Source organism: Shumkonia mesophila (genome assembly GCF_026163695.1).
Taxonomy (GTDB): domain Bacteria; phylum Pseudomonadota; class Alphaproteobacteria; order Rhodospirillales; family Shumkoniaceae; genus Shumkonia; species Shumkonia mesophila.
In genome coordinates this window covers 56124-78079 of record NZ_JAOTID010000009.1, presented here as the reverse complement: position 1 = coordinate 78079, position 21956 = coordinate 56124, and the positions used below count along the sequence as shown (strand labels likewise).

Annotated in this window: 17 protein-coding genes and 1 riboswitch; of the genes, 13 read left to right on the top strand and 4 right to left on the bottom strand. The window is 66.3% G+C overall.

Annotated elements, in window-relative coordinates; all coding sequences use genetic code 11:
* Positions 1–177: 177 nt before the first annotated feature.
* The 4 genes from ODR01_RS15390 to ODR01_RS15375 all read left to right on the top strand — a co-directional run bounded on the left by ODR01_RS15390 (position 178) and on the right by ODR01_RS15375 (position 5303).
* Positions 178–1866: a methyl-accepting chemotaxis protein gene (locus tag ODR01_RS15390; RefSeq protein WP_316978571.1), complete on the top strand. Its 1689-nt coding sequence runs from the start codon at positions 178–180 to the stop codon at positions 1864–1866.
* Between the two features lie 344 nt (positions 1867–2210).
* The gene (locus ODR01_RS15385; protein ID WP_316978570.1) at positions 2211–2798 is read left to right on the top strand and encodes a PDC sensor domain-containing protein; all 588 of its coding nucleotides are present in this window, start codon (positions 2211–2213) and stop codon (positions 2796–2798) included.
* 82 nt (positions 2799–2880) lie between these two features.
* Complete coding sequence (locus ODR01_RS15380; RefSeq protein WP_316978569.1) at positions 2881–4536, top strand: methyl-accepting chemotaxis protein; 1656 nt, start codon at positions 2881–2883, stop codon at positions 4534–4536.
* Positions 4537–4619: 83 nt separating this feature from the next.
* Positions 4620–5303, top strand: a complete 684-nt coding sequence (locus ODR01_RS15375) for an RraA family protein (RefSeq protein WP_316978568.1) — start codon at positions 4620–4622, stop codon at positions 5301–5303.
* 5 nt (positions 5304–5308) lie between these two features.
* On the opposite strand, the gene ODR01_RS15370 is transcribed toward ODR01_RS15375, so the two are convergent.
* Positions 5309–6181: an energy transducer TonB gene (locus ODR01_RS15370; protein ID WP_316978567.1), complete on the bottom strand. Its 873-nt coding sequence runs from the start codon at positions 6179–6181 to the stop codon at positions 5309–5311.
* 19 nt (positions 6182–6200) lie between these two features.
* Positions 6201–8267 carry a TonB-dependent receptor gene (locus ODR01_RS15365; RefSeq protein ID WP_316978566.1) on the bottom strand — a complete coding sequence of 689 codons (2067 nt, stop codon included), beginning with the start codon at positions 8265–8267 and terminating at the stop codon, positions 6201–6203.
* Between the two features lie 210 nt (positions 8268–8477).
* Positions 8478–8692: riboswitch (cobalamin riboswitch) on the bottom strand.
* Positions 8693–8920: 228 nt separating this feature from the next.
* Here ODR01_RS15365 and otnI point away from each other — a divergent pair.
* Complete coding sequence (otnI, locus tag ODR01_RS15360) at positions 8921–9700, top strand: 2-oxo-tetronate isomerase (RefSeq protein ID WP_316978565.1); 780 nt, start codon at positions 8921–8923, stop codon at positions 9698–9700.
* A gap of 36 nt (positions 9701–9736) precedes the next feature.
* Positions 9737–10615: a 2-hydroxy-3-oxopropionate reductase gene (gene glxR / locus ODR01_RS15355; protein ID WP_316978564.1), complete on the top strand. Its 879-nt coding sequence runs from the start codon at positions 9737–9739 to the stop codon at positions 10613–10615.
* Between the two features lie 69 nt (positions 10616–10684).
* Here the strand turns inward: glxR and ODR01_RS15350 are convergent, their stop codons facing one another.
* Positions 10685–11719 carry a LacI family DNA-binding transcriptional regulator gene (locus tag ODR01_RS15350; protein WP_316978563.1) on the bottom strand — a complete coding sequence of 345 codons (1035 nt, stop codon included), beginning with the start codon at positions 11717–11719 and terminating at the stop codon, positions 10685–10687.
* A gap of 400 nt (positions 11720–12119) precedes the next feature.
* On the opposite strand from ODR01_RS15350, the gene xylA reads away from it, so the two are divergent.
* The 5 genes from xylA (at position 12120) to ODR01_RS15325 (ending at position 17473) form a co-directional block, all read left to right on the top strand.
* Positions 12120–13433 (top strand): xylose isomerase, encoded by a 1314-nt coding sequence (gene xylA, locus ODR01_RS15345; protein WP_316978562.1) that lies wholly within the window; start codon positions 12120–12122, stop codon positions 13431–13433.
* A 112-nt stretch (positions 13434–13545) separates the two neighbouring features.
* Complete coding sequence (xylF, locus tag ODR01_RS15340; RefSeq protein ID WP_316978561.1) at positions 13546–14598, top strand: D-xylose ABC transporter substrate-binding protein; 1053 nt, start codon at positions 13546–13548, stop codon at positions 14596–14598.
* Between the two features lie 85 nt (positions 14599–14683).
* Positions 14684–15916, top strand: coding sequence for a sugar ABC transporter permease (locus ODR01_RS15335; RefSeq protein WP_316978560.1), 1233 nt, complete (start codon positions 14684–14686; stop codon positions 15914–15916).
* A gap of 12 nt (positions 15917–15928) precedes the next feature.
* A complete protein-coding gene (locus tag ODR01_RS15330; protein WP_316978559.1) occupies positions 15929–16705 on the top strand; it encodes an ATP-binding cassette domain-containing protein in 777 nt (258 codons plus the stop codon).
* A complete protein-coding gene (locus tag ODR01_RS15325) occupies positions 16706–17473 on the top strand; it encodes an SDR family NAD(P)-dependent oxidoreductase (RefSeq protein WP_316978558.1) in 768 nt (255 codons plus the stop codon).
* Between the two features lie 44 nt (positions 17474–17517).
* Here the strand turns inward: ODR01_RS15325 and ODR01_RS15320 are convergent, their stop codons facing one another.
* Positions 17518–18969, bottom strand: a complete 1452-nt coding sequence (locus ODR01_RS15320; RefSeq protein ID WP_316978557.1) for an N-acyl-D-amino-acid deacylase family protein — start codon at positions 18967–18969, stop codon at positions 17518–17520.
* 178 nt (positions 18970–19147) lie between these two features.
* Between ODR01_RS15320 and ODR01_RS15315 the strand changes: the two genes are divergently transcribed.
* Together ODR01_RS15315 and ODR01_RS15310 are read left to right on the top strand one after the other, a co-directional pair.
* A complete protein-coding gene (locus ODR01_RS15315; RefSeq protein WP_316978556.1) occupies positions 19148–20029 on the top strand; it encodes a MurR/RpiR family transcriptional regulator in 882 nt (293 codons plus the stop codon).
* Positions 20022–21926 carry a bifunctional 5-dehydro-2-deoxygluconokinase/5-dehydro-2-deoxyphosphogluconate aldolase gene (locus ODR01_RS15310; RefSeq protein WP_316978555.1) on the top strand — a complete coding sequence of 635 codons (1905 nt, stop codon included), beginning with the start codon at positions 20022–20024 and terminating at the stop codon, positions 21924–21926. Before ODR01_RS15315 ends, ODR01_RS15310 begins: the two co-directional genes overlap by 8 nt.
* Positions 21927–21956: the final 30 nt, after the last annotated feature.

Genomic DNA, 21956 nt, shown 5'->3' with positions numbered 1-21956 from the left:
TGTATGAATTGATCTCGATCGTCGGGAACCCTTTTTCTTTTCGTCCAGGTTCTCGACCGACGAGTACCACCCGCGATGGCCAGGGCCGACGAAAATCTTCCCGGCGATCGCGAAGTGGATTCCATCCAAGGCGGCATGAAGAAAAGCAAGAAGCCGCAAACTTGTAAGAGGCAACAGATGGTCCTGGATCGACTGAGATTGGCATCACGCCTGCTTTTGATTGTTGCGGGCGCGGGCATCGGCATTGTGGCGGTTGGCGGTTTTGCGCTTTTCGAAATCCGCCAGAATTTGCTGGAGGACCGCAAAATCAAGACCGAACACGTGGTCCAGGTGGCGGAAAGCCTCCTGGGCTATTACCAGTCACTCGAAAAAGCGGGCAGCATGACCCGCGAGCAGGCCCAAAAGGCCTCGATCGCGGCTCTCAACAAGCTGCGCTATGACGAGCAGGAATACTTCTGGGTGCAGTCCTTCGACAATGTGATGCTCATGCATCCGTTCAAGCCGGAGATGGATGGAAAGTCATTGGCGGGAAGCGCGGACCCGAACGGCGTCAAGCTGTTCGACGAGATGGTCTCCGTCAGCAAGAAAGCCGGCCACGGGTTTGTCGCGTATGCTTGGCCGAAGCCTGGTTTTCAAAAGCCGGTCCCGAAGATTTCATACGTCAAGGCCTTCGCGCCGTGGCAGTGGATTGTCGGCTCGGGCATCTATATCGACGACGTCGATGACATCTTCATGCGCGTGCTGGCCATCGTCGGCGCCGTCTCTGCCGTCATCCTGGCGGCGGTGGTGGGGATGTCCTGGGTCATCGGGCGAGGCATTACCAAACCGCTGGCCTTTATCACCGGCGGCATGCAGCGCCTGGCCGGGGGCGACAAGTCGATCGAGGTCAAGTTCACCGACCAGAAGAACGAGATCGGGGACTTGGCGCGGAGCATGGGCGTCTTCCTGGAAAAGACCCACGAGATGGAGCGTATGCGCGAGGAACAGGAGGAGAAGGATCGCCGGGCCGAGGCGGAAAAGCGCCAGGCCATGCTGACGATGGCCGATACCTTCGAGGCTTCGGTCGGCCACGTTGTCGGCCAGGTGTCCTCGGCGGCGACCGAGATGCGCTCCTCCTCCGAGGCCATGAGTGCCACTGCCGAGGAAGCCACCCGGCAGGCTTCGGCCGTGGCCGCGGCCTCGGAACAGGCCTCGGCCAACGTGCAGACGGTGGCCTCGGCGGCCGAGGAGCTATCCTCCTCGATTTCCGAGATCAGCCGCCAGGTGACCCAGGCGTCCCAGATCGCCTCGGCCGCGGTGACCGAGGCCGAACAGACCAACGTCAAGGTCCAGGGTCTCGCTGCGGCCGCCCAGAAGATCGGCGAGGTGGTGGCGCTGATCACCGACATCGCCGAGCAGACCAACCTGCTGGCCCTCAACGCCACCATCGAGGCGGCCCGGGCCGGCGACGCCGGCAAGGGCTTCGCCGTAGTTGCCAGCGAGGTCAAGAACCTGGCCAACCAGACGGCCAAGGCGACCGACGAGATCGGCGCCCAGATCGCCGGCATCCAGTCGGCGACCCGGGAAGCGGTCTCGGCCATCGAATCGATCACCAAGACCATCTCCCAGATCAACGAGGTCAACTCGGGCGTTGCCTCGGCGGTCGAGGAACAGGGCGCGGCGACGCAGGAGATCGCCCGCAACGTCGAACAGGCGGCGGCAGGAACCCAGGAGGTTTCGGCCAACATCTCCGGCGTCAGTCAGGCCGCCAACGAAACCGGGGCGGCGGCCACGCAGATCCAGTCGACGGCGGCCGACCTGTCCCGCCAATCCGAGACGCTGCGCGCCGAAGTCGACAAATTCCTGGCCAGCGTGCGGGCCGCCTGACCGGGCTTGGCCGCGGCGCGTTCCACGTCGATCCATAAAGCGCCCCCGCCTCCAATGAGGCGGGGGCGTCTGTTTGCTGGGGAAAAGTGCCGCCCTGGCCGGCAATGGCATCGACGGGGGCCCAGCGAATTCCGGAAAGTGCGGTATAAACCAATCCCATGGGCTGGTTTGTATATTTGTTTCATTTTGACGTCGAATAACAACAATTCGTTACAAACTTCCTCGAATTGGAAATCATCCTGAAACACGCCGCCGACTAACCTGGAATGGCTCGTATTCCCGGATCGCCTTCGTCCATCCCGGGCCTACAGACGAAATGATCACCAGCTTCCAGGAGAGATCTGATGAGGAAATCCGCTTTTAAACTGTTCGCTCTTCTCGCTCCGTTGGCCCTGATTGCGAGCCCGGCCATGGCTGCCGGCCCCCATGAGGCGCCGATGGCCGAGTATGCCAAGACCAAGGCTCCGGCTTGGGTGAACAACGCCGTCGTTGTCGACGCCATCAAGGCGCAGAACGCCAAGAACGCGTCACTGACCCAGGCCGACATCGACAAGATGGACAAGCAGTGGATGGCCGAGACCAAGGCGTCCGCCAAGCCGCTGATCGATGCCGTTCTCGGCAACGGACTGTCCAAGTACCTGAAGAAGGTGGAAGCCGACAGCCAGGGCCTGATCACCGAAATCTTCGTCATGGACGACAAGGGACTCAACGTCGGCCAGAGCCAGGTCACCTCGGACTACTGGCAGGGTGACGAGGCCAAGTGGCAGAAGACTTTCAAGGTCGGTCCCGACGCCATGCATATCAGCGACGTGTCGCAGGACGAATCGACCCAGCGCTTCCAGAGCCAGTTGAGCCTTCCGGTGATCGACCCCGACACCAAGAAGGTCATCGGCGCGGTGACCGTTGGCCTGGACGTCGAAAACCTCAAGTAGGACGAAACGGCCAGCAACGTTCCCGGTCGGCAAGGGGGTCCACGGGGTGACCTTGCCGACCGGCTAAACCGGAGGGAAAACCATGAATGGCACGCGGCAGTTTTTCACCAAGGGGCGGTCGATCGGCTTCAAGGTGTCGTCCATGCTGGGAGTCGCCGTTCTTGTCGGCTTCGCCACGACTGCCGGCATTCGGGCGGTCGACATGAAGGACCATCTCTTCGGTCAGTTCCAGAACGACGTGGAGAAAATCACGCAGCTTCTGGCGATCCAGGTGGCGGGCGGCCTGCAGTGGAAGAAGACGGACGCCATCGAACGGGCCTACGCCGACTTCGCCGCCGATACCTCGACCAATCTGGCCGCTGTCAGCACGTTCGACGCCGAAGGCAAGGTGTTCACCAGCTTCGCGTCCCCCCATTTTCCGGCCCATGATCTGAGCGGCGCTCTTAAAATACAGCCCGACGCCCTGGCCAAGGGCGAAAGCGTGACGACGGAGACGGCCCGTCACATCGTGGTCGTGGTTCCGGTCGTTTCGGGCAAGAACAAGGACCGGGCGGGCACCCTGGCCATCGCCTGGAGTACCGATCCCCTGCAAGAGCTGATCGCCGGCGCCCTTTGGGGCGAGGTGCTGGTGGCGGGGACGGCCGTCATCATCCTGATCGGCGCCCTGATCGTTCTGCTGTCGCGGATCGTCAGCAGGCCCCTTTTGGTCATGACCCAGGCGATGAGCCGTCTGGCCGGCGGCGATCTGGAGGTCGAGGTGCCGGCCCGCGGACGCCGCGACGAGATGGGCGAAATGGCGGCCGCCGTCCAGGTGTTCAAGGACAACGCCATCGAGAAGGTAAAACTCGAGTCCGAAAACGAGGAAAATCAGCGCTGCGCCGAGAAGGAGAAGCGCCAGGCCATGGAGACGATGGCCGACGCCTTCGAGGCTTCGGTCGGCCAGGTGGTCAACCAGGTATCCTCGGCGGCGACCGAGATGCGCTCCTCCTCCGAGGCCATGAGTGCCACTGCCGAGGAAGCCACCCGGCAGGCTTCGGCCGTGGCCGCGGCCTCGGAACAGGCCTCGGCCAACGTGCAGACGGTGGCCTCGGCGGCCGAGGAGCTATCCTCCTCGATCTCCGAGATCAGCCGCCAGGTGACCCAGGCCTCGCAAATCGCCTCGGCCGCAGTGACCGAGGCCGAGCAGACCAACGTCAAGGTCCAGGGTCTCGCTGCGGCAGCCCAGAAGATCGGCGAAGTGGTGGCGCTGATCACCGACATCGCCGAGCAGACCAACCTGCTGGCGCTCAACGCCACCATCGAGGCGGCCCGGGCCGGCGACGCCGGCAAGGGTTTTGCGGTGGTTGCTTCCGAGGTCAAGAACCTGGCCAACCAGACGGCCAAGGCGACAGACGAGATCGGCGCCCAGATCGCCGGCATCCAGTCGGCGACGCAGGAGGCCGTGGCGGCCATCAACTCGATCACCAAGACGATCTCGAAGATCAACGAGGTCAACTCGGGTGTCGCCTCGGCGGTCGAGGAGCAGGGCGCCGCCACCCAGGAGATCGCCCGCAACGTCGAACAGGCGGCGGCAGGAACCCAAGAGGTTTCTGCCAATATCGGCGGCGTCAGTCAGGCGGCCAACGAGACGGGGGCGGCGGCCACCCAGATCCAGTCGACGGCGGCCGACCTGTCCCGCCAATCCGAAACGCTGCGCGCCGAGGTCGACAAGTTCCTGGCCAACGTGCGCGCCGCCTGACGGCCTTATCGCCCATTTGCCCTGGGGCGTTTGCGGAGGCATGATCGTGTCCGTTGGGCAACGATCAGGAAAGGACCTCACCCATGGCAGGCGACCAGGCCGTGACCATCCACCGCCACATCAAGCGGGCCGACCCCGCCCTTCTCAGGGCGTTGACCGGCTACCCGACCGGCAACTTCACCGATATTCAGGGCCGTCGGGGGGCGCTGAACCCTGCCATCAAGCCGCTGTTTCCATCGGCGCCCATCATCGGCTCGGCGCTGACGGTGCGGGCGGGGCCCGGTGACAACCTGGCGCCGTATCTGGCGGTCGGCGTGCTGGCCCCCGGCGACGTTCTGGTCATCACCACCGGCGGCTGGACCGGATCGGCGGTGCTGGGCGACCTGATGGCCGGCTTCTTCAAGAATGCCGGCGCGGTGGCGGTTGTCACCGACGGCATGGCGCGCGACCTCAAGGGCTTGACCGGTGTCGGTCTTCCCATCTTTGCCCAGGGGCTGAATCCGAATGCGCCGCAGAAAACCGGTCCCGGCGAGATCGGCGGCGAGATTTCGATCGGCGGCGTCATCGTACGGGCGGGCGACATCGTGGTCGGCGACGCCGACGGCGTGGTGATCCTGCCGCAGGCGCATTTTGCCGACGCCGTCAGGGCCGTCGAGGCCATCAAGACGAAGGAGACCGGGGTCGAGCGGGAAATTGCCGCCGGCGTCGTGCAGCCCGCTTGGGCGCAGAAGTTCCTGGCCGGCGACGGGGTCGTCTACGTCGACTGAACCGCTCAGTCGTTGAGCCGGAAGGTGATCGGGATGTCGACCCACGCCGCCACCGGCACGCCGGCCCGGCGGGCCGGCTCGAACCGCCAGCGGCGCAGCGTCTCGATGGCGGCTTCGTCGAGGAGCGGATGGGGGCTGGCGGTCCGCACGCTGACCGACCCGGCCCGGCCGTCGGTGGTGACGAAGACGCGCAGCACGACCCGGCCTTCCAGGCCGCGCCGGCGGGCAGCCGTCGGATAGCGGGGAAGCGGATTGCCGGCCGAACCGATGGCGAAACGCGGACCCACCTGCGGCAGTGCGGCGACGTCCCCGCCCGCTGGCGTATCGCCGCCGGTCGCGATTCCCGAGGAGGGGGATTCGCCGGCGAGGGCGGCGATCGCCGTTCCATCGGCCGTCTTGTCCAAAACTGTCGGCGGTTCGCGACCGCCGGGCGTGGCGCTTGCGTCTTCCGCAGGGGGCGTGACCGGACGGCGGGCGGGCCGTGGAATGACCGGGGCGGCGGCTGGCGGCGCCGGTGGTTCGGTCTGGGTGGCGGCTTCCCGGGAATGGTCCGGCGCCGCCGCCCCGCCTTCCGAGGGGGGGACGTCGTCAGGACCGGATTGGACGCTCATCGCTATGTCAATCTCGGCGGCCGGGCCGTCGTCGGGCGCGGCGGCGCCCATTGCCGCCGCCGCGGCCGACGCGCCGTTCTGCGGGGCCGCGACCACCAGTTCGACGACGATGGGAGCGCCGGCGGAATAGGGGACGGGGCCGGCCGGCCACAGGAACACGCCGGCCGCCAGCGCGCCGTGCAGGGCGGCGGAGCAGACGGCGGCGACGATCGTCGCGCCGCGGCCGGCGGTCGCTTGTCCCTGGCTGCTGGCTGAAACCGTCCCCATCCTCAGGCGCGTCCTCCGCTCAGAAGGTCACCCCGGCTTCCAGCCAGTAGGTGCGGCCGGGCAGGGGATAGGCGTTGAAGGTTCCGTAGGCGGTCGAACTGGCCACCGCATAGTTGTAGTAGTCGACGTCGAGCACGTTATTCACGGTGGCCGACCAGGTCAGCGCGTTGTATTCGCCGCCCAGCTTCAGGTCGACGAGCGTGTAGCCGGGCATTTCCGGCTGAAAGTTGGCCTCGTCGTTCTCCATGTTCTGGGAACTGTAGTAGCTGACCGTCGCCGTGCCCGTCAGGTACTTCTCGACCATGTCCCAGGAAAGGCTGGTGCTGGCCGTCCAGTCCGAAACCAGGGGCACGGTGTTGCCCTTGTAGGGGCCGTCGGTGAACTCGGCCTTTGTGTAGGTGAGGTTGGCCTTGACGCCGACGGTCTCGGTGGCCCGCCAGTCCAGGCTGTTCTCGACGCCGTAGCGGCGGGTCGGGTCGAAGTTCTTGTTGACGCCGGAGTCGGGGTCGTAGTGCAGCTCGTCTCGCAGCGCCATGTAGTAGGCGCTGGATTGTACCTCGACCTTGCCGAAGCTCAGCCGGGTGCCGACCTCGGCGTCCCGCGATGTCTGGGTCTTGAGCACGAAGGACTTGTGGCTGGGGTCGGAACCGACGCGTTCGTCGACGGTCGGCGCCCGGAAGCTGCGGGCCACACGGCCGAACAGGGCCACGCTGTCGGTCAGCCGGTAATCGAGGCCGGCATTCAGGGCGAAGTCGTTACTGGTGTCGGTCAAGGACTCGCGATGACCGTCGAAGGCCGGAAAGGCCAGCAGGCTGGGATCGTAGATGTCTCCCGCGGTGAAGCGGGTGGACTGGACGCGGCCGCCGGCCGACAGGTCGAGCGTGTCGGAGAAAGCCAGCGTGTTCTGCGCATAAAGGGCGGCACTGTGCTGCTTGCCGTCGTAGCGGTGATAGGCGGCGCCGTCGGGGGACAGCTGGCGGTCCGAATTGTAGTCGGAGTAGTAGTAGTCGATGCCGAGGGTGGTGTCGGTCGGCCGCCGCCACAGGTCGGCGTCGATATTGAGCCGGGGCGTCAGCGAGAAGGTCGCCAGCTCGGTATCGACGTAGGCATCGAATTGCGGGCCGAAGTTGCTGACCGTACGCGCCTCGGTGTCCTTGATGCGGTAGCCGGCATCGAGGACGGCTTCGACATTCTTGGTGATCCGGCGGGTGCCGCCGACGGTCAGCGCGACGCCGTTCTGCCGGGTGTAGTCGTCGGGCGTGGTGGCTTGGCGCCGTACGCTTTCGGGTTCCAACTGGGTGCTGGTCAGGGTGACCCGCCGGGCGCCCGGTGTGCCCAGGCGCTGATCGTCGACGCCCAGGTTGACGTAGACCTGGCCCTCGTCGGTGCGTCGCCTTGCCTCGGTGACCAGGTTGCGCTGGGTCAGATCGTTGTTGTCGCGATAGTTCTGGGCGTCGATGAGGGTGCCATAGGCGCTGAGCGATACGTCGCCGGCGCCGTGGGTTGCCGACACGTTGGTCTCGCGGTGCTGGTAAGAGCCGTATTTGGCGCTGACCTTGCCCGAGGGGCCCTGCGGGACCGCCGTCTTGGTGACGATGTTGACGACGCCGCCCACCGCGCCGTCGCCATAAAGCACGGCGCCGGCGTTGCCGCGCGTGATCTCGATGCGCTCGATGCTTTCGAGCGGGATGTTGCTCCAGTCGACGCCGGCCAGATCGAAGTCATTCAGCCGGCGGCCGTTGACCAGGACCAGGGTGTTCGACGACGCCGTCGCGCCGAAGCCCCGGATGTCGACCGCCGAATCGGCGCCCGACGCACTGTAGAAGTCGCGGCTCTGCACCCCCGCCTCGCGGGACAACAGGTCGGGCAGCGTGGTGGCCGGCGAGCGGGCGATGTCCTCGGCCTCGATCACCGTCGTCGAGGTGCCGGGCAGGCCGACGCCCAAGCGGCTGGCGGTGACCACCACCTCCTCCAGTTGGCCGTCCGGTTCCTGGGCGGCCGCAGTGACGAAGCCGGCGGCGGCAAGCGCGCCGGCGAGCACCAAGGTTTCAACAGCGTTTCGATAGCGATTTCGATAGTTTCTCATGAGTCCTGCCTCCTTCGACGGAAAGGGAAAGAAGCACGCACGAGAAAGACGTCGGGAACCGGCACGCACCCCTGGCGTCCGGCGTTCCCTTCACGGGTCTTGACTGAAAGATATCCATGATCCGCGGTCCGATTTTCCCATGCGGCCACACCAAAAAGCGGCGTCACCGCACTCGGAATACCGGACCACTGGAAAGACCCCGTCCACTGGTAGGTGACGCAGGTGGCGGCAGGTCTCCTGGCTTGCGGGTCATTGTCCTGGCGCCCCGCCTTCCCAGTTTCCCAGTGGCTTCTTGGGGCACAGACTCGCCGCTCACAGTTGCGGGGGCAGCCACGGACTGAATCCGATTTGGGATCGCACCGTGTTCCCTTTTTTCCATCCGCCGGCCGAGGCTTGCGGATGAAACCGTCACCTTGAACTTTCCCAGGCTAAGGGAGCGGCGATTTTGCGTCAAGAGCCGGTGGGCCACTCAATCGTTTGCCCGCCGGGCCGCCGGCCGGTATACCTGGGGGCGGGTGACTTTCAGAATCTTTCGTGTTTTTTCTCCTGGCGAAACGTTTTCGAGGCGAGAGTTCTTGTCGTCCGCTCTCCGAGGAATTAGGAGGGGTGCGAGAGACGATCCGGGATCGGGTCGGAGCCCAAGGGAGTGTGCCATGCCGAAATTCGCCGCCAACCTGTCGATGCAGTTCAACGAGGTCGATTTCCTCGATCGCTTCAAGGCCGCCGCCAAGGCCGGCTACCAGGGGGTCGAGTACCTGTTTCCCTATGCCTACGCCAAGGACGACCTGGCCGCCAAGCTGGCCGAGAACGGGCTCACCCAGGTGCTGTTCAACATGCCGCCCGGCGACTGGGCCAAGGGCGAACGCGGCCTGGCATGCCTGCCCGACCGGGTCGGCGAGTTCCAAGATTCGGTTGGCAAGGCCATCGACTACGCCAAGGCGCTCAAGTGCTCGCGCGTGCACGCCATGGCGGGTCTCAAGCCGAAGGGCGTCGCCGAGGACAAGTTGCGCGCCACCTATGTCGCCAACATCAGGTTCGCGGCGGCGGAAACCGCCAAGGCCGGCCTGATGCTGGTGATCGAGCCGATCAACTTCCGCGACATGCCGGGCTTCTATCTGAACTATTCCAAGCAGGCGATCGACATCATCGCCGAGGTGGCGGCGCCGAACCTCAAGCTGCAGTACGACATCTACCACATGCAGCGCATGGAGGGCGAACTGGCCAACACCATCAAGGCCAACATCGGCGTCATCGGCCACATGCAGCTGGCAGACACCCCCGGCCGGCACGAGCCGGGCACCGGCGAGATCAACTATCCCTTCCTGTTCAAGGCCATCGACGAGGCCGGCTACGACGGCTGGATCGGCTGCGAGTACGTGCCGGCGGCCGGCACCGAAGCCGGGCTCGGCTGGTTCGCGCCCTACAGGAAGTAAGCCATTTCTCAGGATTTGAAGGAAAAGGAGAAGACCATGAAGATCGGTTTCATTGGGGTCGGAATCATGGGCGCGCCGATGGCGGTTCACCTGCTGGAGGGGGGCCACGAGGTTGTCGTCTACGACGTGGGGACCATCCGCCAGGAGGTTCTGGACAAGGGGGCGAAGAAGGTTGGTTCGTCGAAGGAAGCAGCCGCCTTCGGCGACGTGATCATCGTCATGGTTCCGGACACGCCGCATGTGGCGGCGGTACTGTTCGGCGAGAATGGGGTGGCCGAGGCCAACCTCAAGGGCAAGATCGTCGTCGACATGAGCTCGATCGCCCCCGTCGAGACCAAGGAGTTCGCCAAGAAGATCAACGCGCTGGGCGCCCAGTACCTGGATGCCCCGGTGTCGGGCGGCGAGGTCGGCGCCAAGGCGGCGAGCCTCACCATCATGGTGGGCGGCGAGCAGGCGACGTTCGACAAGATCAAGCCGCTGTTCGACCTGATGGGCAAGAACATCACGCTGGTCGGCGGCAACGGCGACGGCCAGACCTGCAAGGTGGCCAACCAGATCATCGTCGCGTTGACCATCGAGGCGGTGGGCGAGGCGCTGCTGTTCGCCTCCAAGGCGGGGGCCGATCCGGCCAAGGTTCGCCAGGCCCTGATGGGCGGTTTCGCATCCTCCAAGATCCTGGAGATCCATGGAGACCGGATGGTCAAGCGGACCTTCGATCCGGGCTTCCGCATCGAGCTGCATCAGAAGGACTTGAACCTGGCCCTTTCTTCCGCCCGCAAGCTGGGCGTGTCGCTGCCCAACACGGCGACGGCGCAGGAACTGTTCAACGCCTGCGCCGCCAACGGCGGTTCGGCCTGGGATCATTCGGCCATGGTCAAGGCTCTCGAGATGCTGGCCAATCACACCGTCGCCTAAGTCCAATCTCGCATAACGGGGGCCGGTACCGCCGCGGGCGGCGCCGGCCCTTTCTTTTTGGGAATTGCCTTACGGCATGTTCTCGCGCACGAAGATCTCGATGCGCGGCGCACCCAGCCGCGGCGAGGGCAGCGGCCGGTTGTGGAAGGCCAGCAGATGCTGCAGCGCCGCCGTCGCCTCGTGGGTGACGTCCTGGTTGATCACCGCGTCCATGACGCCGTCGATCAGGAACTGGCGGGTGAAGCGGGTGATGTCGTGGCCGATGAAGATGACCCGGCCGGCGACGCCGCGCTCCTTCAGGGCGGCGGCGATGCCCCGCGTGCCGCCGCCGATGTTGTAGATGCCAAGCAGGTCGGGGAAGCGGTCGAGGATGATGTTGGTCTGCTCGTGGCCCTTCTGGAAGTCGTCCAGGTCCTCGAAGCGGTCGGCGATGGTCAGATTGCTGAAATGCTCGTACAGCGCGTCGCGAAAGCCCAGTTCGCGTTCTTGATGGTCGCGATAGCTGAGCCCGATGCTGCCGGCGATCAGCGCCACCGGGCCGGCCCGGCCGCCGGCGAAACGCCCCATCAGATAGCCGGCGGTGCGCCCGGCGGCCCGGTTGTCGAGGCCGACGTAGCCCACCGTGCGGGCGTTGGACAGGTCGCACACCAGGGTGACCACCGGCACCCCCCGTTCGGCCAACAGGTTGACCGCCTCGCGCACGACGGGATTTTCCAGGGCGGCGATGGCCAGGCCGTTCGACGTCTCGCCAAGATCGAGGAGGGTGGCGGCAAGAACGGCCGGATTGAACCCCTCGATCCGATGGCAGGTCACCGTTGCGTCCTGGGCCGACAGTTCGCGGCCGAGGGCCACCACCTGATCGTCGAGGTTCTGCATGAAGGTGTTGTGGCCGGCCGGCAGGACGACGTCGAAATGAAGCGGGCACCGGCCCGCCGCCGATTGCCCCGGCAGCGGCGTCGACTCGAGGCGCTGGATGGTGTCCCAGATATGGTCGGCGGTGCGCCGCCGCACGCCGGGGCGCTCGTTGACTACCCGATCCACGGTGGCAAGGCTGACGCCGGCCTCGCGGGCGACGTCGGCCAGCCGCACGCCGACCCGTCTCACCTTGCGTCTCTCTGCGGCCCCTTGCGTGCCGGCATGATTTCCCCCGCGTCGCTTGCCTGAAAGCCTGGTGATCAACGGCAAAGATCCTTCTCCTGTCAAGGCGGAAGGCCTTACCCGGAACGTCTATCCTATGCCGCCCGACGTTTCCTGGCAACGTCGAAAACCCTCAAAATGATGGCAAAAACATCATTTTGGGTGGGACCGGTCAGGCGGGTCAATAACCCAAAATTTCCGGCGTTTACTGAAAAGACAAGAGGGCGGAAACGGGACGGCAAAAAAACGATGTTGACATCAGCGAGAGGAAAAAACATCATTTTGAGGCATTCGACATCAGGCAAAATGCCTCATGCCGATGCCAACGATAGCAAGACCGCCAACGTGCGGAAAAAGGGACTGGGCCGTGACACCATATTTTTCGACTGTGGACAAGATCGCCTACGAAGGACCGCAGGCGAGCCATCCGCTGGCCTTCCGCTGGTACGACCCGGAGCGCCGGGTGCTGGGCAAGCGGATGGAGGATCACCTGCGCTTCGCCGTTGCCTACTGGCACAGCTTCTGCGGAGACGGCCTCGACATGTTCGGCGCCTCCACGTTGGCCCGGCCGTGGATGGGGGCCGGCGATCCGCTGGCCCTGGCCGAGTGCAAGCTTGCCGTCGCCTTCGAATTCCTGGGCAAGCTGGGCGTACCCTTCTTCTGCTTCCACGACCGCGATCTGGCGCCGGAAGGGGCGACGCTCGCCGCAAGCAACGCCAATCTCGCCCGCCTGGTCGATCTCGCCGCCGCCGCCATGGAGAAAACCGGCATCCGGCTGCTGTGGGGCACCGCCAACCTGTTCAGCCATCCGCGCTACATGGCCGGCGCCGCCACCAACCCCGATCCCGAGGTTTTCGCCTACGCCGCCGGGCAGGTGAAGGCGGCGCTGGAGGCGACGCACCGGCTGGGCGGCGTCAACTACGTGCTGTGGGGCGGTCGCGAGGGCTACGAGACGCTGCTCAACACCGACATGAAGCGCGAACTCGACCAGTTGGGCCGCTTCATGGCCCTGGTGGTCGAGCACAAGCACCGCCTCGGCTTTGCCGGCACCATCCTGATCGAACCCAAGCCGCAGGAGCCGACCAAGCACCAGTACGATTTCGATGCCGCCGCCGTCTATGCCTTCCTCCAGAAGTACGGCCTGGACGGTGAGATCAAGCTCAACATCGAGGTCAACCACGCCACCCTGGCCGGCCATGCCTTCGAGCACGAACTGGCTTACGCGACGGCCAACGGCATCCTGGGCAGCGTCGACATCAACCGCGGCGATCCGCAGAGCGGCTGGGACACCGACCAGTTCCCCAACGACGTCCGCGCGGTCGCGCTGGCCCTCTACATCGTTCTCAAGGCCGGCGGCTTTACCACCGGCGGCCTCAACTTCGACGCCAAGATCCGCCGTCAGTCGATCGACCCCGAGGACCTGTTTCACGCCCACATCGGCGGCATGGACACCTGCGCGCGGGCGCTGCTGATTGCCGCCGACATGATCGAGGACGGCCGGCTGGCGGCGGCGGTGGAGGAGCGCTACGCCGGCTGGAACGGCGCCCTGGGCCGGCGGATCGCCGCCGGCGAGGCGTCGCTGGCCGAACTGTCCGAACACGTCCTCGCCGGCGCCGTCGAGCCCAGGCCCCGCTCGGGCCGCCAGGAGGCCCTGGAGAATTTGTTCAACACCTTCGGGTGAAGGAGGTCCCGCCCCGCGGAACGCGGTCGGTGGAAAAGCCGGCGAAGTCCAGGTAGTATGCCACTAACGCACGAAAAACGTGTCCGTCTTGTATAATATAAGGAGAGGTATCATGTCGTTGTTATCGAGAGGGCGCTATGCCGTAGGACTGCTCGGTCTTGGCTTCGGTCTCGCCGTGGGCGGGCCCGCCATGGCCGCCGACCTTGTCGTCGGGGTCAGTTGGTCGAACTTCCAGGAGGAGCGCTGGAAAACCGACGAGGCGGCGATGAAGGCGGTCATCGAGAAGATGGGTGGCAAATACGTCAGCGCCGACGCCCAAAGCTCCAACGAAAAGCAGATCGCCGACATCGAAAGCCTGATCACGCGGGGCGCCAACGCCTTGATCGTGCTGGCCTGGGACGCCGACGCGGTGCTGCCCGGCGTCGCCAAGGCCACGGCCGAGGGCATTCCGGTGGTCGGCTACGACCGCCTGATCGAGCAGAAAGGCGTCTTCTACCTGACCTTCGACAACAAGGAGGTCGGGCGCATGCAGGCGCGGGAAGTCTTCAAGGTTCAGCCCAAGGGCAACTACGTCTTCATCAAGGGCTATGCCTCCGACCCCAACGCCGACTTCCTGCACGCCGGCCAGCTCGAGGTGCTGAAGGCCGCCATTGCCAAGGGCGACATCAAGGTGGTGGGCGAACAGTACACCGACGGCTGGAAGCCCGAAGTGGCACAGTCCAACATGGAGCAGATCCTGACCGCCAACAACAACAAGGTCGATGCCGTGGTCGCCTCCAACGACGGCACCGCCGGCGGCGTCGTCGCGGCGCTGAGCGCCCAGGGCATGGCGGGCATCCCGGTGTCCGGCCAGGACGGCGACTTCGCGGCGCTGAACCGCGTCGCCAAGGGCCTGCAGACGGTCAGCGTCTGGAAGGACGCCCGCGAACTGGGCAAGGCGGCGGCCACCATCGCCATCGACCTGGCCAAGGGAAAGAAGCCGAGCGAGATCCAGGGCGTGACCACCTTCAAGGACGGCCCGAAGAAGGTGCCGATGGACGCCGTGCTGCTGAAGCCGGTGCCGATCCGCAAGGACAATCTCGACGTCGTCATCAAGGCCGGCTGGGTCAAGAAAGAGGTCGTGTGCCAGGGCGTAACCAAGGACGTGCCCGCGGCCTGTAAGTGACCGATCTTCCAGGAAGGAGCGTGCCGGGCCTTGAGGGACCGGCACCCTCCGTCTTCCTTTCGGTGCATCACCTTTTCGGGGAGCGATGATGCCTGACCAGACCCATAGCGCCGAGACCGAAGCGAACCTCTTTCGCCGCTTCATCCAGGTGACCAAGCTCGACACCCGCATGCTGGCCATGACGGGGGCGCTCTTCGTCATCTGGCTGGTCTTCACCATCATGACCGACGGCATCTTCCTGACCCCGCGCAACCTCTTCAACCTGACCGTCCAGAGCACGGTGGTCGGCATCATGGCGACCGGCATGGTGCTGGTCATCGTGGCCCGCCATATCGACCTGTCGGTGGGGTCGCTGTTGGGCTTCACCGGCATGATCATCGCCTGGCTCCAGGTCGAGGTGTTTCCCCTGGGTGCGGCCTGGAACTGGCCGCTGACGGTCGCCATCGGGCTGGTGTTTGGCGCCCTGCTGGGCGCCTGGCAGGGCTACTGGGTAGCCTATCGCGGCGTCCCGGCTTTTGTGGTCACCCTGGCCGGCCTCTTGATGTTCCGCGGCGGCGCCTGGCTGGTCACCGAGGGCCGCACCATCGCCCCCATGGACCCCGACTACCAGATGCTGGGGGGTGGCATCGACGGTTCCATCGGCGCCACCTGGAGTTGGATTTTGGGGGTCGTCGCCATCGTCGCCCTGATCGGCGGCAGCCTGTACGCGCGCATCCGCCGCCAGCGTTTCGGTTTCGGCGTCAAGCCGATGTGGGCCGAGGTCGGGCTGATCGTCGTCGGTGCGGCGCTGGTCGTCGGCTTCGTCATGGTCATGAACGCCTACACGCTGCCGCGCACCGACATCCCGCGCGGCATCCCGGTGCCGGTGCTGATCCTGATCGTCGTCGTCATCGCCATGGCGCTGATGGCGCGGATCACCCGCTTCGGGCGCTATGTCTTCGCCATGGGCGGCAATCCCGAGGCCGCCGACCTGTCCGGCATCGATGTCAAAAAGAACACGCTGATGGTCTTCGTCGTCATGGGCGTGCTGTGCGGCATCGCCGCCGTGGTCACCACGGCGCGCCTCAACGCCGGGGCCAATTCCATGGGTCTTATGGCCGAGCTCAGCGTGATCGCCGCCGCCGTCATCGGCGGTACCTCGCTGGCCGGCGGCGTCGGCACCATCACGGGGGCGATCCTGGGCGCCGTCATCATGCAAAGCCTGGAGAACGGCATGGTGCTGCTGGGCGTTTCCAGCGCCATGCGCCAGGTAACCATCGGCCTGGTGCTGATCGCCGCCGTCTGGTTCGATTCCGTCTACAACAAGAATCGTCGCTGAGAGGAGCAGATCATGGCCGACGTTCCTCTGGTCGAGATGCGCAACATTCACAAGCGGTTCGGCGGCGTGCACGCCGTCAACGGCGTCTGCGTCGATCTCTATCCCGGCGAGGTGGTGGGCGTGCTGGGCCACAACGGCGCCGGCAAGTCGGTGCTGATGAAGGTGCTGTCCGGGGCCAATCCCCTGGACGACGGCGAAATCCACATCGCCGGCAAGAAGGTCACCATCAGCAACCCGCGCGACGCCCGGGCGCTCGGCATCGAGACCATCTACCAGACCTTGGCGCTGGCCGACAACCTGGATGCGCCGGCCAACCTGTTCCTTGGCCGCGAGATCGTGACGGCCTTTGGCACCCTGAACGACGACGCCATGGAATCCGAGGCGCGCAAGGTGATCCAGCGCCTCAACCCCAATTTCACCAACATCATCTGCCCCGTGAAGACCATGTCGGGCGGCCAGCGCCAGTCGGTGGCCATTGCCAGGGCCATCTATTTCAACGCCAAGATCCTGATCATGGACGAACCCACCGCTGCCCTCGGCCCCCAGGAAACGCGGATGGTCGCCGGCCTCATCAAGCAGCTGAAAAGCGAGGGCATCGGCATCTTCCTGATCAGCCACGACATCCACGACGTCTTCGACCTCGCCGATCGAGTGATGGTCATGAAGAATGGCCGCCAGATCGGCACCCGGCGCACCAGCGAGGTGACCAAGGACCAGGTGCTGGGCATGATCATCCTGGGCAAGCTGCCCGAGGAGGGGACCGAGGAGGATCTGAAGGGGTTCCACTGAATGAGCGGTTTCGCCACCTATCCCAGCTTGCGGGATAGGGTCGTCTTCGTCACCGGCGGCGCCACTGGCATCGGGGCCAGCGTGGTCGAGCATTTCGCCGCCCAGGGCGCCCGTGTCGCCTTCGCCGACGTGGCCGCCGAGGCCGGCCAGGGTCTGGCGGCGCGCATCGCCGGGACGGGGGCACCGCCACCGCTCGCCATGGTCTGCGACCTGCGCAACGTCGGGGGGCTGCAAGAAGCGATCGCGCGGGCCGGCCGCGAGCTTGGCCCCGTCCAGGTCCTGGTCAACAACGCCGGCAACGACGATCGTCACGCCGTGGCCGACGTCACGCCCGCCTATTGGGACGAGCGCATGAACGTCAACCTGCGCCATCAGTTCTTCGCCGCCCAGGCCGTGCATTCGCAGATGAAGGCGGCGGGGGGCGGCGCCATCGTCAACATGGGCTCCATCGTCTGGAAGCTCGGCATGGGCGGGCTGCCCGTTTACAGCGCCGCCAAGGCCGCCGTCTGCGGCCTGACGCGTGCCCTGGCCCGCGACTTCGGCGGCGATGGCATCCGCGTCAACACGGTGCTGCCCGGCTGGATCATGACCGAGCGCCAGATCGCCCTGTGGCTCGACGAGGCGGGGGAGCGGGCGCTGATGGCCGATCAATGCCTGAAGGAAAAGATCTATCCCGCCGACGTGGCGCGCCTGGTGCTGTTCCTGGCCGCCGACGACAGCCGGATGTGCACGAGCCAGGATTTCATCATCGACGGCGGCCGGGTGTGAATTTTCCTTACCCTCTCCGCCTCACCGGCGGGGAGGGTAGAGAATTATTGCCCGCCGTTGCGGCGCAGCAGACGGCCCGGCCGGCTTCCGGTGGCGGCGCCGTCCCGCCACACCGTCTCGCCGTTGACCAGGACGCGATGGATGCCAGCCGACGGCTCGAACGGCTTGTCGTAGGTGGCGCGATCCCGCACGTTGGCCTCGTCAAGCAACACGATGTCGGCGGCGGCCCCCGCCGCGATGCGGCCGCGATCGGCGAGCCCGAAGACGCGGGCCGCGTTGCCGGTCATGCGAAAGATCGCCTCCTCCAGCGAGAACAGGCCGCCGTCGCGGGCGTAATGGCCGAGCACGCGCGGGAAGGTTCCCCATAGGCGGGGATGCGGCCTGACGTCGTGCGGCAAGCCGTCGGAGCCCACCATCGTGCGTTCGAAGGCGAGGATGCGCCGGAGGTCATCCTCGTCCATCTGGAAATAGACGGCCCCGGCCGGCAGCAGACGGTCGATGGCGGCGTCGATCCCCACACCCCAGCCTTCGGCGATCTCGGCCAAGTCGCGCCCGGTCGTTTCCGGATGCGGCCCGGACCACGCGATCAGCACGCGCTCGGCACGCGCCACGAAATCCTTGAGCAGCACGGTGGAACTGGCGGTGTAGGGATAGGTGTCGAGGTCGACCCTGAGACCGGAAGCGCGCGCCGCCGCGATGAGGTCGAGCGTCTTTGCGCTCAGTCCCCAGTTGGCGCGCCCGCAGCACTTGTGGTGCGAAATCACCACCGGCACGCCGCTTTGCCGGCCGATTTCGATGGCCTCCTCGACCGAGGCGACGACGCCCGCCGCCTCGTCCCGCAGGTGCAGCGTGAAGATGCCCCCGGCCGGCCGCAGACGCGCGGCCAATGCCGTCACCTCTTCGGTCGGCGCCGCCTTGGCGGTGGGATAGGCCAGCCCGGCGCTCAATCCCGCGCAGCCGGCCGCCAAGGCCTCGTCCAGCAGGTTCCCCATGCGCGCGATTTCCTTCGCGGTGGCGGCCCGTCCCAAGTCGTCCATGACGGCGGCGCGCAAGGTCGAATGGCCGACCAGCGCCACCGCGTTGATGGCGGCGGGTGCGGCGTCTAGCGCCTCGGCATAGGCAGCGAAGCGGGGAAAACGGAAATCACCCCGCCCGCCCAGCAGGTTCAAGGGCGGCGGCGGGTCGCCGGCCGGGGAAAGCGGCGCCAAGCTGATGCCGCAGTTGCCGACGACCACGGTGGTGACGCCCTGGCTGACCTTGGGCGCCATGTCGGGATGGGCGAGCAGCAGGCGATCGTCGTGGGTGTGGACGTCGATGAAGCCGGGGGCGACGATCAGGCCGCCCGCCTCGATGCGCTCCTCGCTTGCCGTCCAGTTGGAAAGATCCCCCACCGCCGCGATGCGGCCCTCGGCGATGCCGATGTCGGCCCGGATGCGCGCCGCGCCGCTGCCGTTGACGACCTGTCCGCCGGCGATGATCCGCTCGCATTCGCTCATCCTGCGTCCTCCGCTTCCACCGTCAGCATAGCCGAAAGGGCGGGGCGCAGCCACCGGCGACGGCATGAAAAACTTTTTCTAATAGTGGTATTTGAACGAAATTTCATTCTTGTCCGGGCCGCGTTTCCGGGTGCATAGTGGGCTGGCCGCGGTGACGGAGGAAACGGCAGGAAACGTCATGGCAAGACCCGCAGGCGGCCACGCCCGCCCCCCCGAGACCTTCGAGGACCTGTTAACACAGATCACCGATCGCTACGACTCGCTCAGCGGGCAGTTGCAGCGCATCGCCCATTTCGTCGTCGACCACCCGGACGACCTGGCGCTGGAAACCATCACTCGGCTGGCGGCACGGGCCTCGGTGCAGCCGTCCAGCATGGTGCGCTTCGCCCAGGCCCTCGGCTTCGACGGCTTCAGCACCATGCAGCGGCTGTTCCGCGCCCGCCTGATCGAAGGATCGCTCAGCTACCGCGAGCGCATCAAGGGCTTGAAGGAGCAGCACGGCGGCGAGGCCGGCCGGCCGGGTTCCATCCTCGGCGAATTCGTCGACCAGGGCATCGCTTCGCTGGAGTTGTTGCGCGCCCATACGCCGCCCCAGGCCATCGCCGAGGCCGTCTCCCTGCTGGGCGCGGCCGAGGAAATCCACCTGATCGCCCAGCGCCGTTCGTTTCCGGTCGCCTTCTACCTGGCCTACGCGCTGGCCCGGCTCGACAAACGCTGTCACTTGATCGACGGTGTCGGCGGATTGATGGTCGAACAGGCCCGGCTGGCCACGCCCCGGGACGTGATGATCGCGGTGTCGTTCCGCACCTATTCGCTGGACGTCATCGAGGCGGTGGCCGAGCGGGTCGACGCCGGCGTGCCGGTGATCGCCATTACCGACAGCCCCTTAAGCCCGCTGGCCGCCAAGGCCACCCTCTGCTTCGAGATCGCCGATCCGGAAAGCCCGGCCTTCCGCAGCCTGGTCGCCCCCATGTGCCTGGCCCAAAGCCTGGTGGTTGGCCTCGGCGCCCATCTGGAGGCCCAGGCCCCGAAAGCGAAAGGAAGGAGAAAGCATGGCTGAGCGCCGGCTCGACTTCATCGGCCTCGGACGGGCCGCCGTCGACCTTTACGGCGAGCAGGTGGGCGGCCGGCTGGAAGACATGGGCAGCTTCGCCAAATACATCGGCGGCAGCCCCACCAACACCGCCATCGGCGGCGCCCGGCTGGGCCTCAAGACCGCCGTCATCGCCCGCGTCGGCGACGAGCACATGGGCCGCTTCGTGCGCGAAACGCTGGCCGCCGAGGGGGTCGACGTCAGCCATGTGAAGACCGATCCGGCGCGGCTTACCGCGCTGGTCATCCTGGGCATCCGCGACCGCGACACCTTTCCGCTGATCTTCTATCGCGAGAATTGCGCCGACATGGCCGTCTCGCCCGACGATTTCGAGCCCGCCTTCATCGCCGCCTCGAAGGCGCTGTTGACCAGCGGCACCCACTTCTCGACCGAGTCCACCTACAGGACCAGCCGCACCGCCATGGATTACGCCAAGGCGGCCGGCACCCGGATCGTGCTCGACATCGACTACCGGCCGGTCCTGTGGGGCCTGACCGGGCGGGGCATGGGCGAGAACCGCTTCGTCGCCAACGACACCGTGACCCAGCACCTGCAATCCATTGTACCCGACTGCGACCTCATCGTCGGTACCGAGGAGGAATTTCACATCGCCGGGGGCACCACCGACACCCTGGCGGCGCTGGCCAGGGTGCGCGAACTGACCGGCGCGCTCCTGGTGCTCAAGCGCGGCCCCAAGGGCTGCGTCGTCTTCCCGGACGCCATCCCGGATTCGCTGGAAAAAGGCATCGTCGGGCGCGGCTTCGCCATCGAAGTCTACAACATCCTGGGGGCGGGCGACGCCTTCATGGGCGGCTTCCTGCGCGGCTGGCTGCGCGACGAGCCGCTGGAGACCTGCTGCACCTATGCCAACGCCTGCGGCGCCATCGTGGTGTCGCGCCACGCCTGCTCGCCGGAAGCGCCGAGCTGGTTCGAACTGCGGGACTACCTGGAGAAGGGCAGCCCGCATTTCCGTCTGCGCGAGGACGCCCGCCTCAACCACATCCACTGGGCGACCAACCGCCACGGCGAATGGCCCGAGGTCCGGGCGCTGGCCTTCGACCACCGCGCGCAGTTGGAGGAGATCGCCGAGCGCAACGGCGTCAGCCGCGAGCGCATCAAGGATTTCAAGGGCCTGATCGGCTGCGCGCTCGAAGCCACCGACGACGGCACCCCCGGCGTCGGCGCCCTCATCGACGGCACCTATGGCGAAGAGGTGTTGGCCCGCCTGACCGGGACCGGCCGCTGGCTGGCCCGGCCGGTCGAACTCCCGGGCTCGCGGCCGCTCGGCTTCGAGGCCGGCGAGAACGTGGCGCTGGCCTTGCGCGAATGGCCTGTGGAACAGGTGGTCAAGTGCCTGGTCTTCTTCCACCCGGACGATCCCGACGACCTGCGGGCCGCCCAGATCGACAAGCTCAAGGCTTTGCAGACGGCGACGCTGAAGACCCGCCACGAGCTGATGATCGAGGCGATCACGCCGAGCGGCCTGGCGGCGGACGCCACCACCACGGCCCGTACGCTTGCCGCTTTCTACGAAGCCGGGGTCTTTCCCGACTGGTGGAAGCTGCCGCCCCCGGCCGGAGGTGAAGCCGGATGGCGCCACATCGCGGAGGTCATCGAGCGCTATGACCCGCATTGCCGGGGGGTCCTGCTGCTCGGCCTCGACGCCTCGCTGGCCGAACTGGGCGCCTCGTTCGAGACGGCCCGCCGCCAGAAATGGTGCAAGGGCTTCGCGGTGGGGCGCAGCATCTTCCGCGCCGCCGCCGACGAGTGGTTCGCCGGGCGGAGCGACGACGCCGCGGCGACGGCCATGATCGCCGCCAGCTACAGGCAGGTGGTCGACCTGTGGCGCGCCGCCGGCGCCTGACCTCTCGGTCGGCACCGACCCATGGAAAAG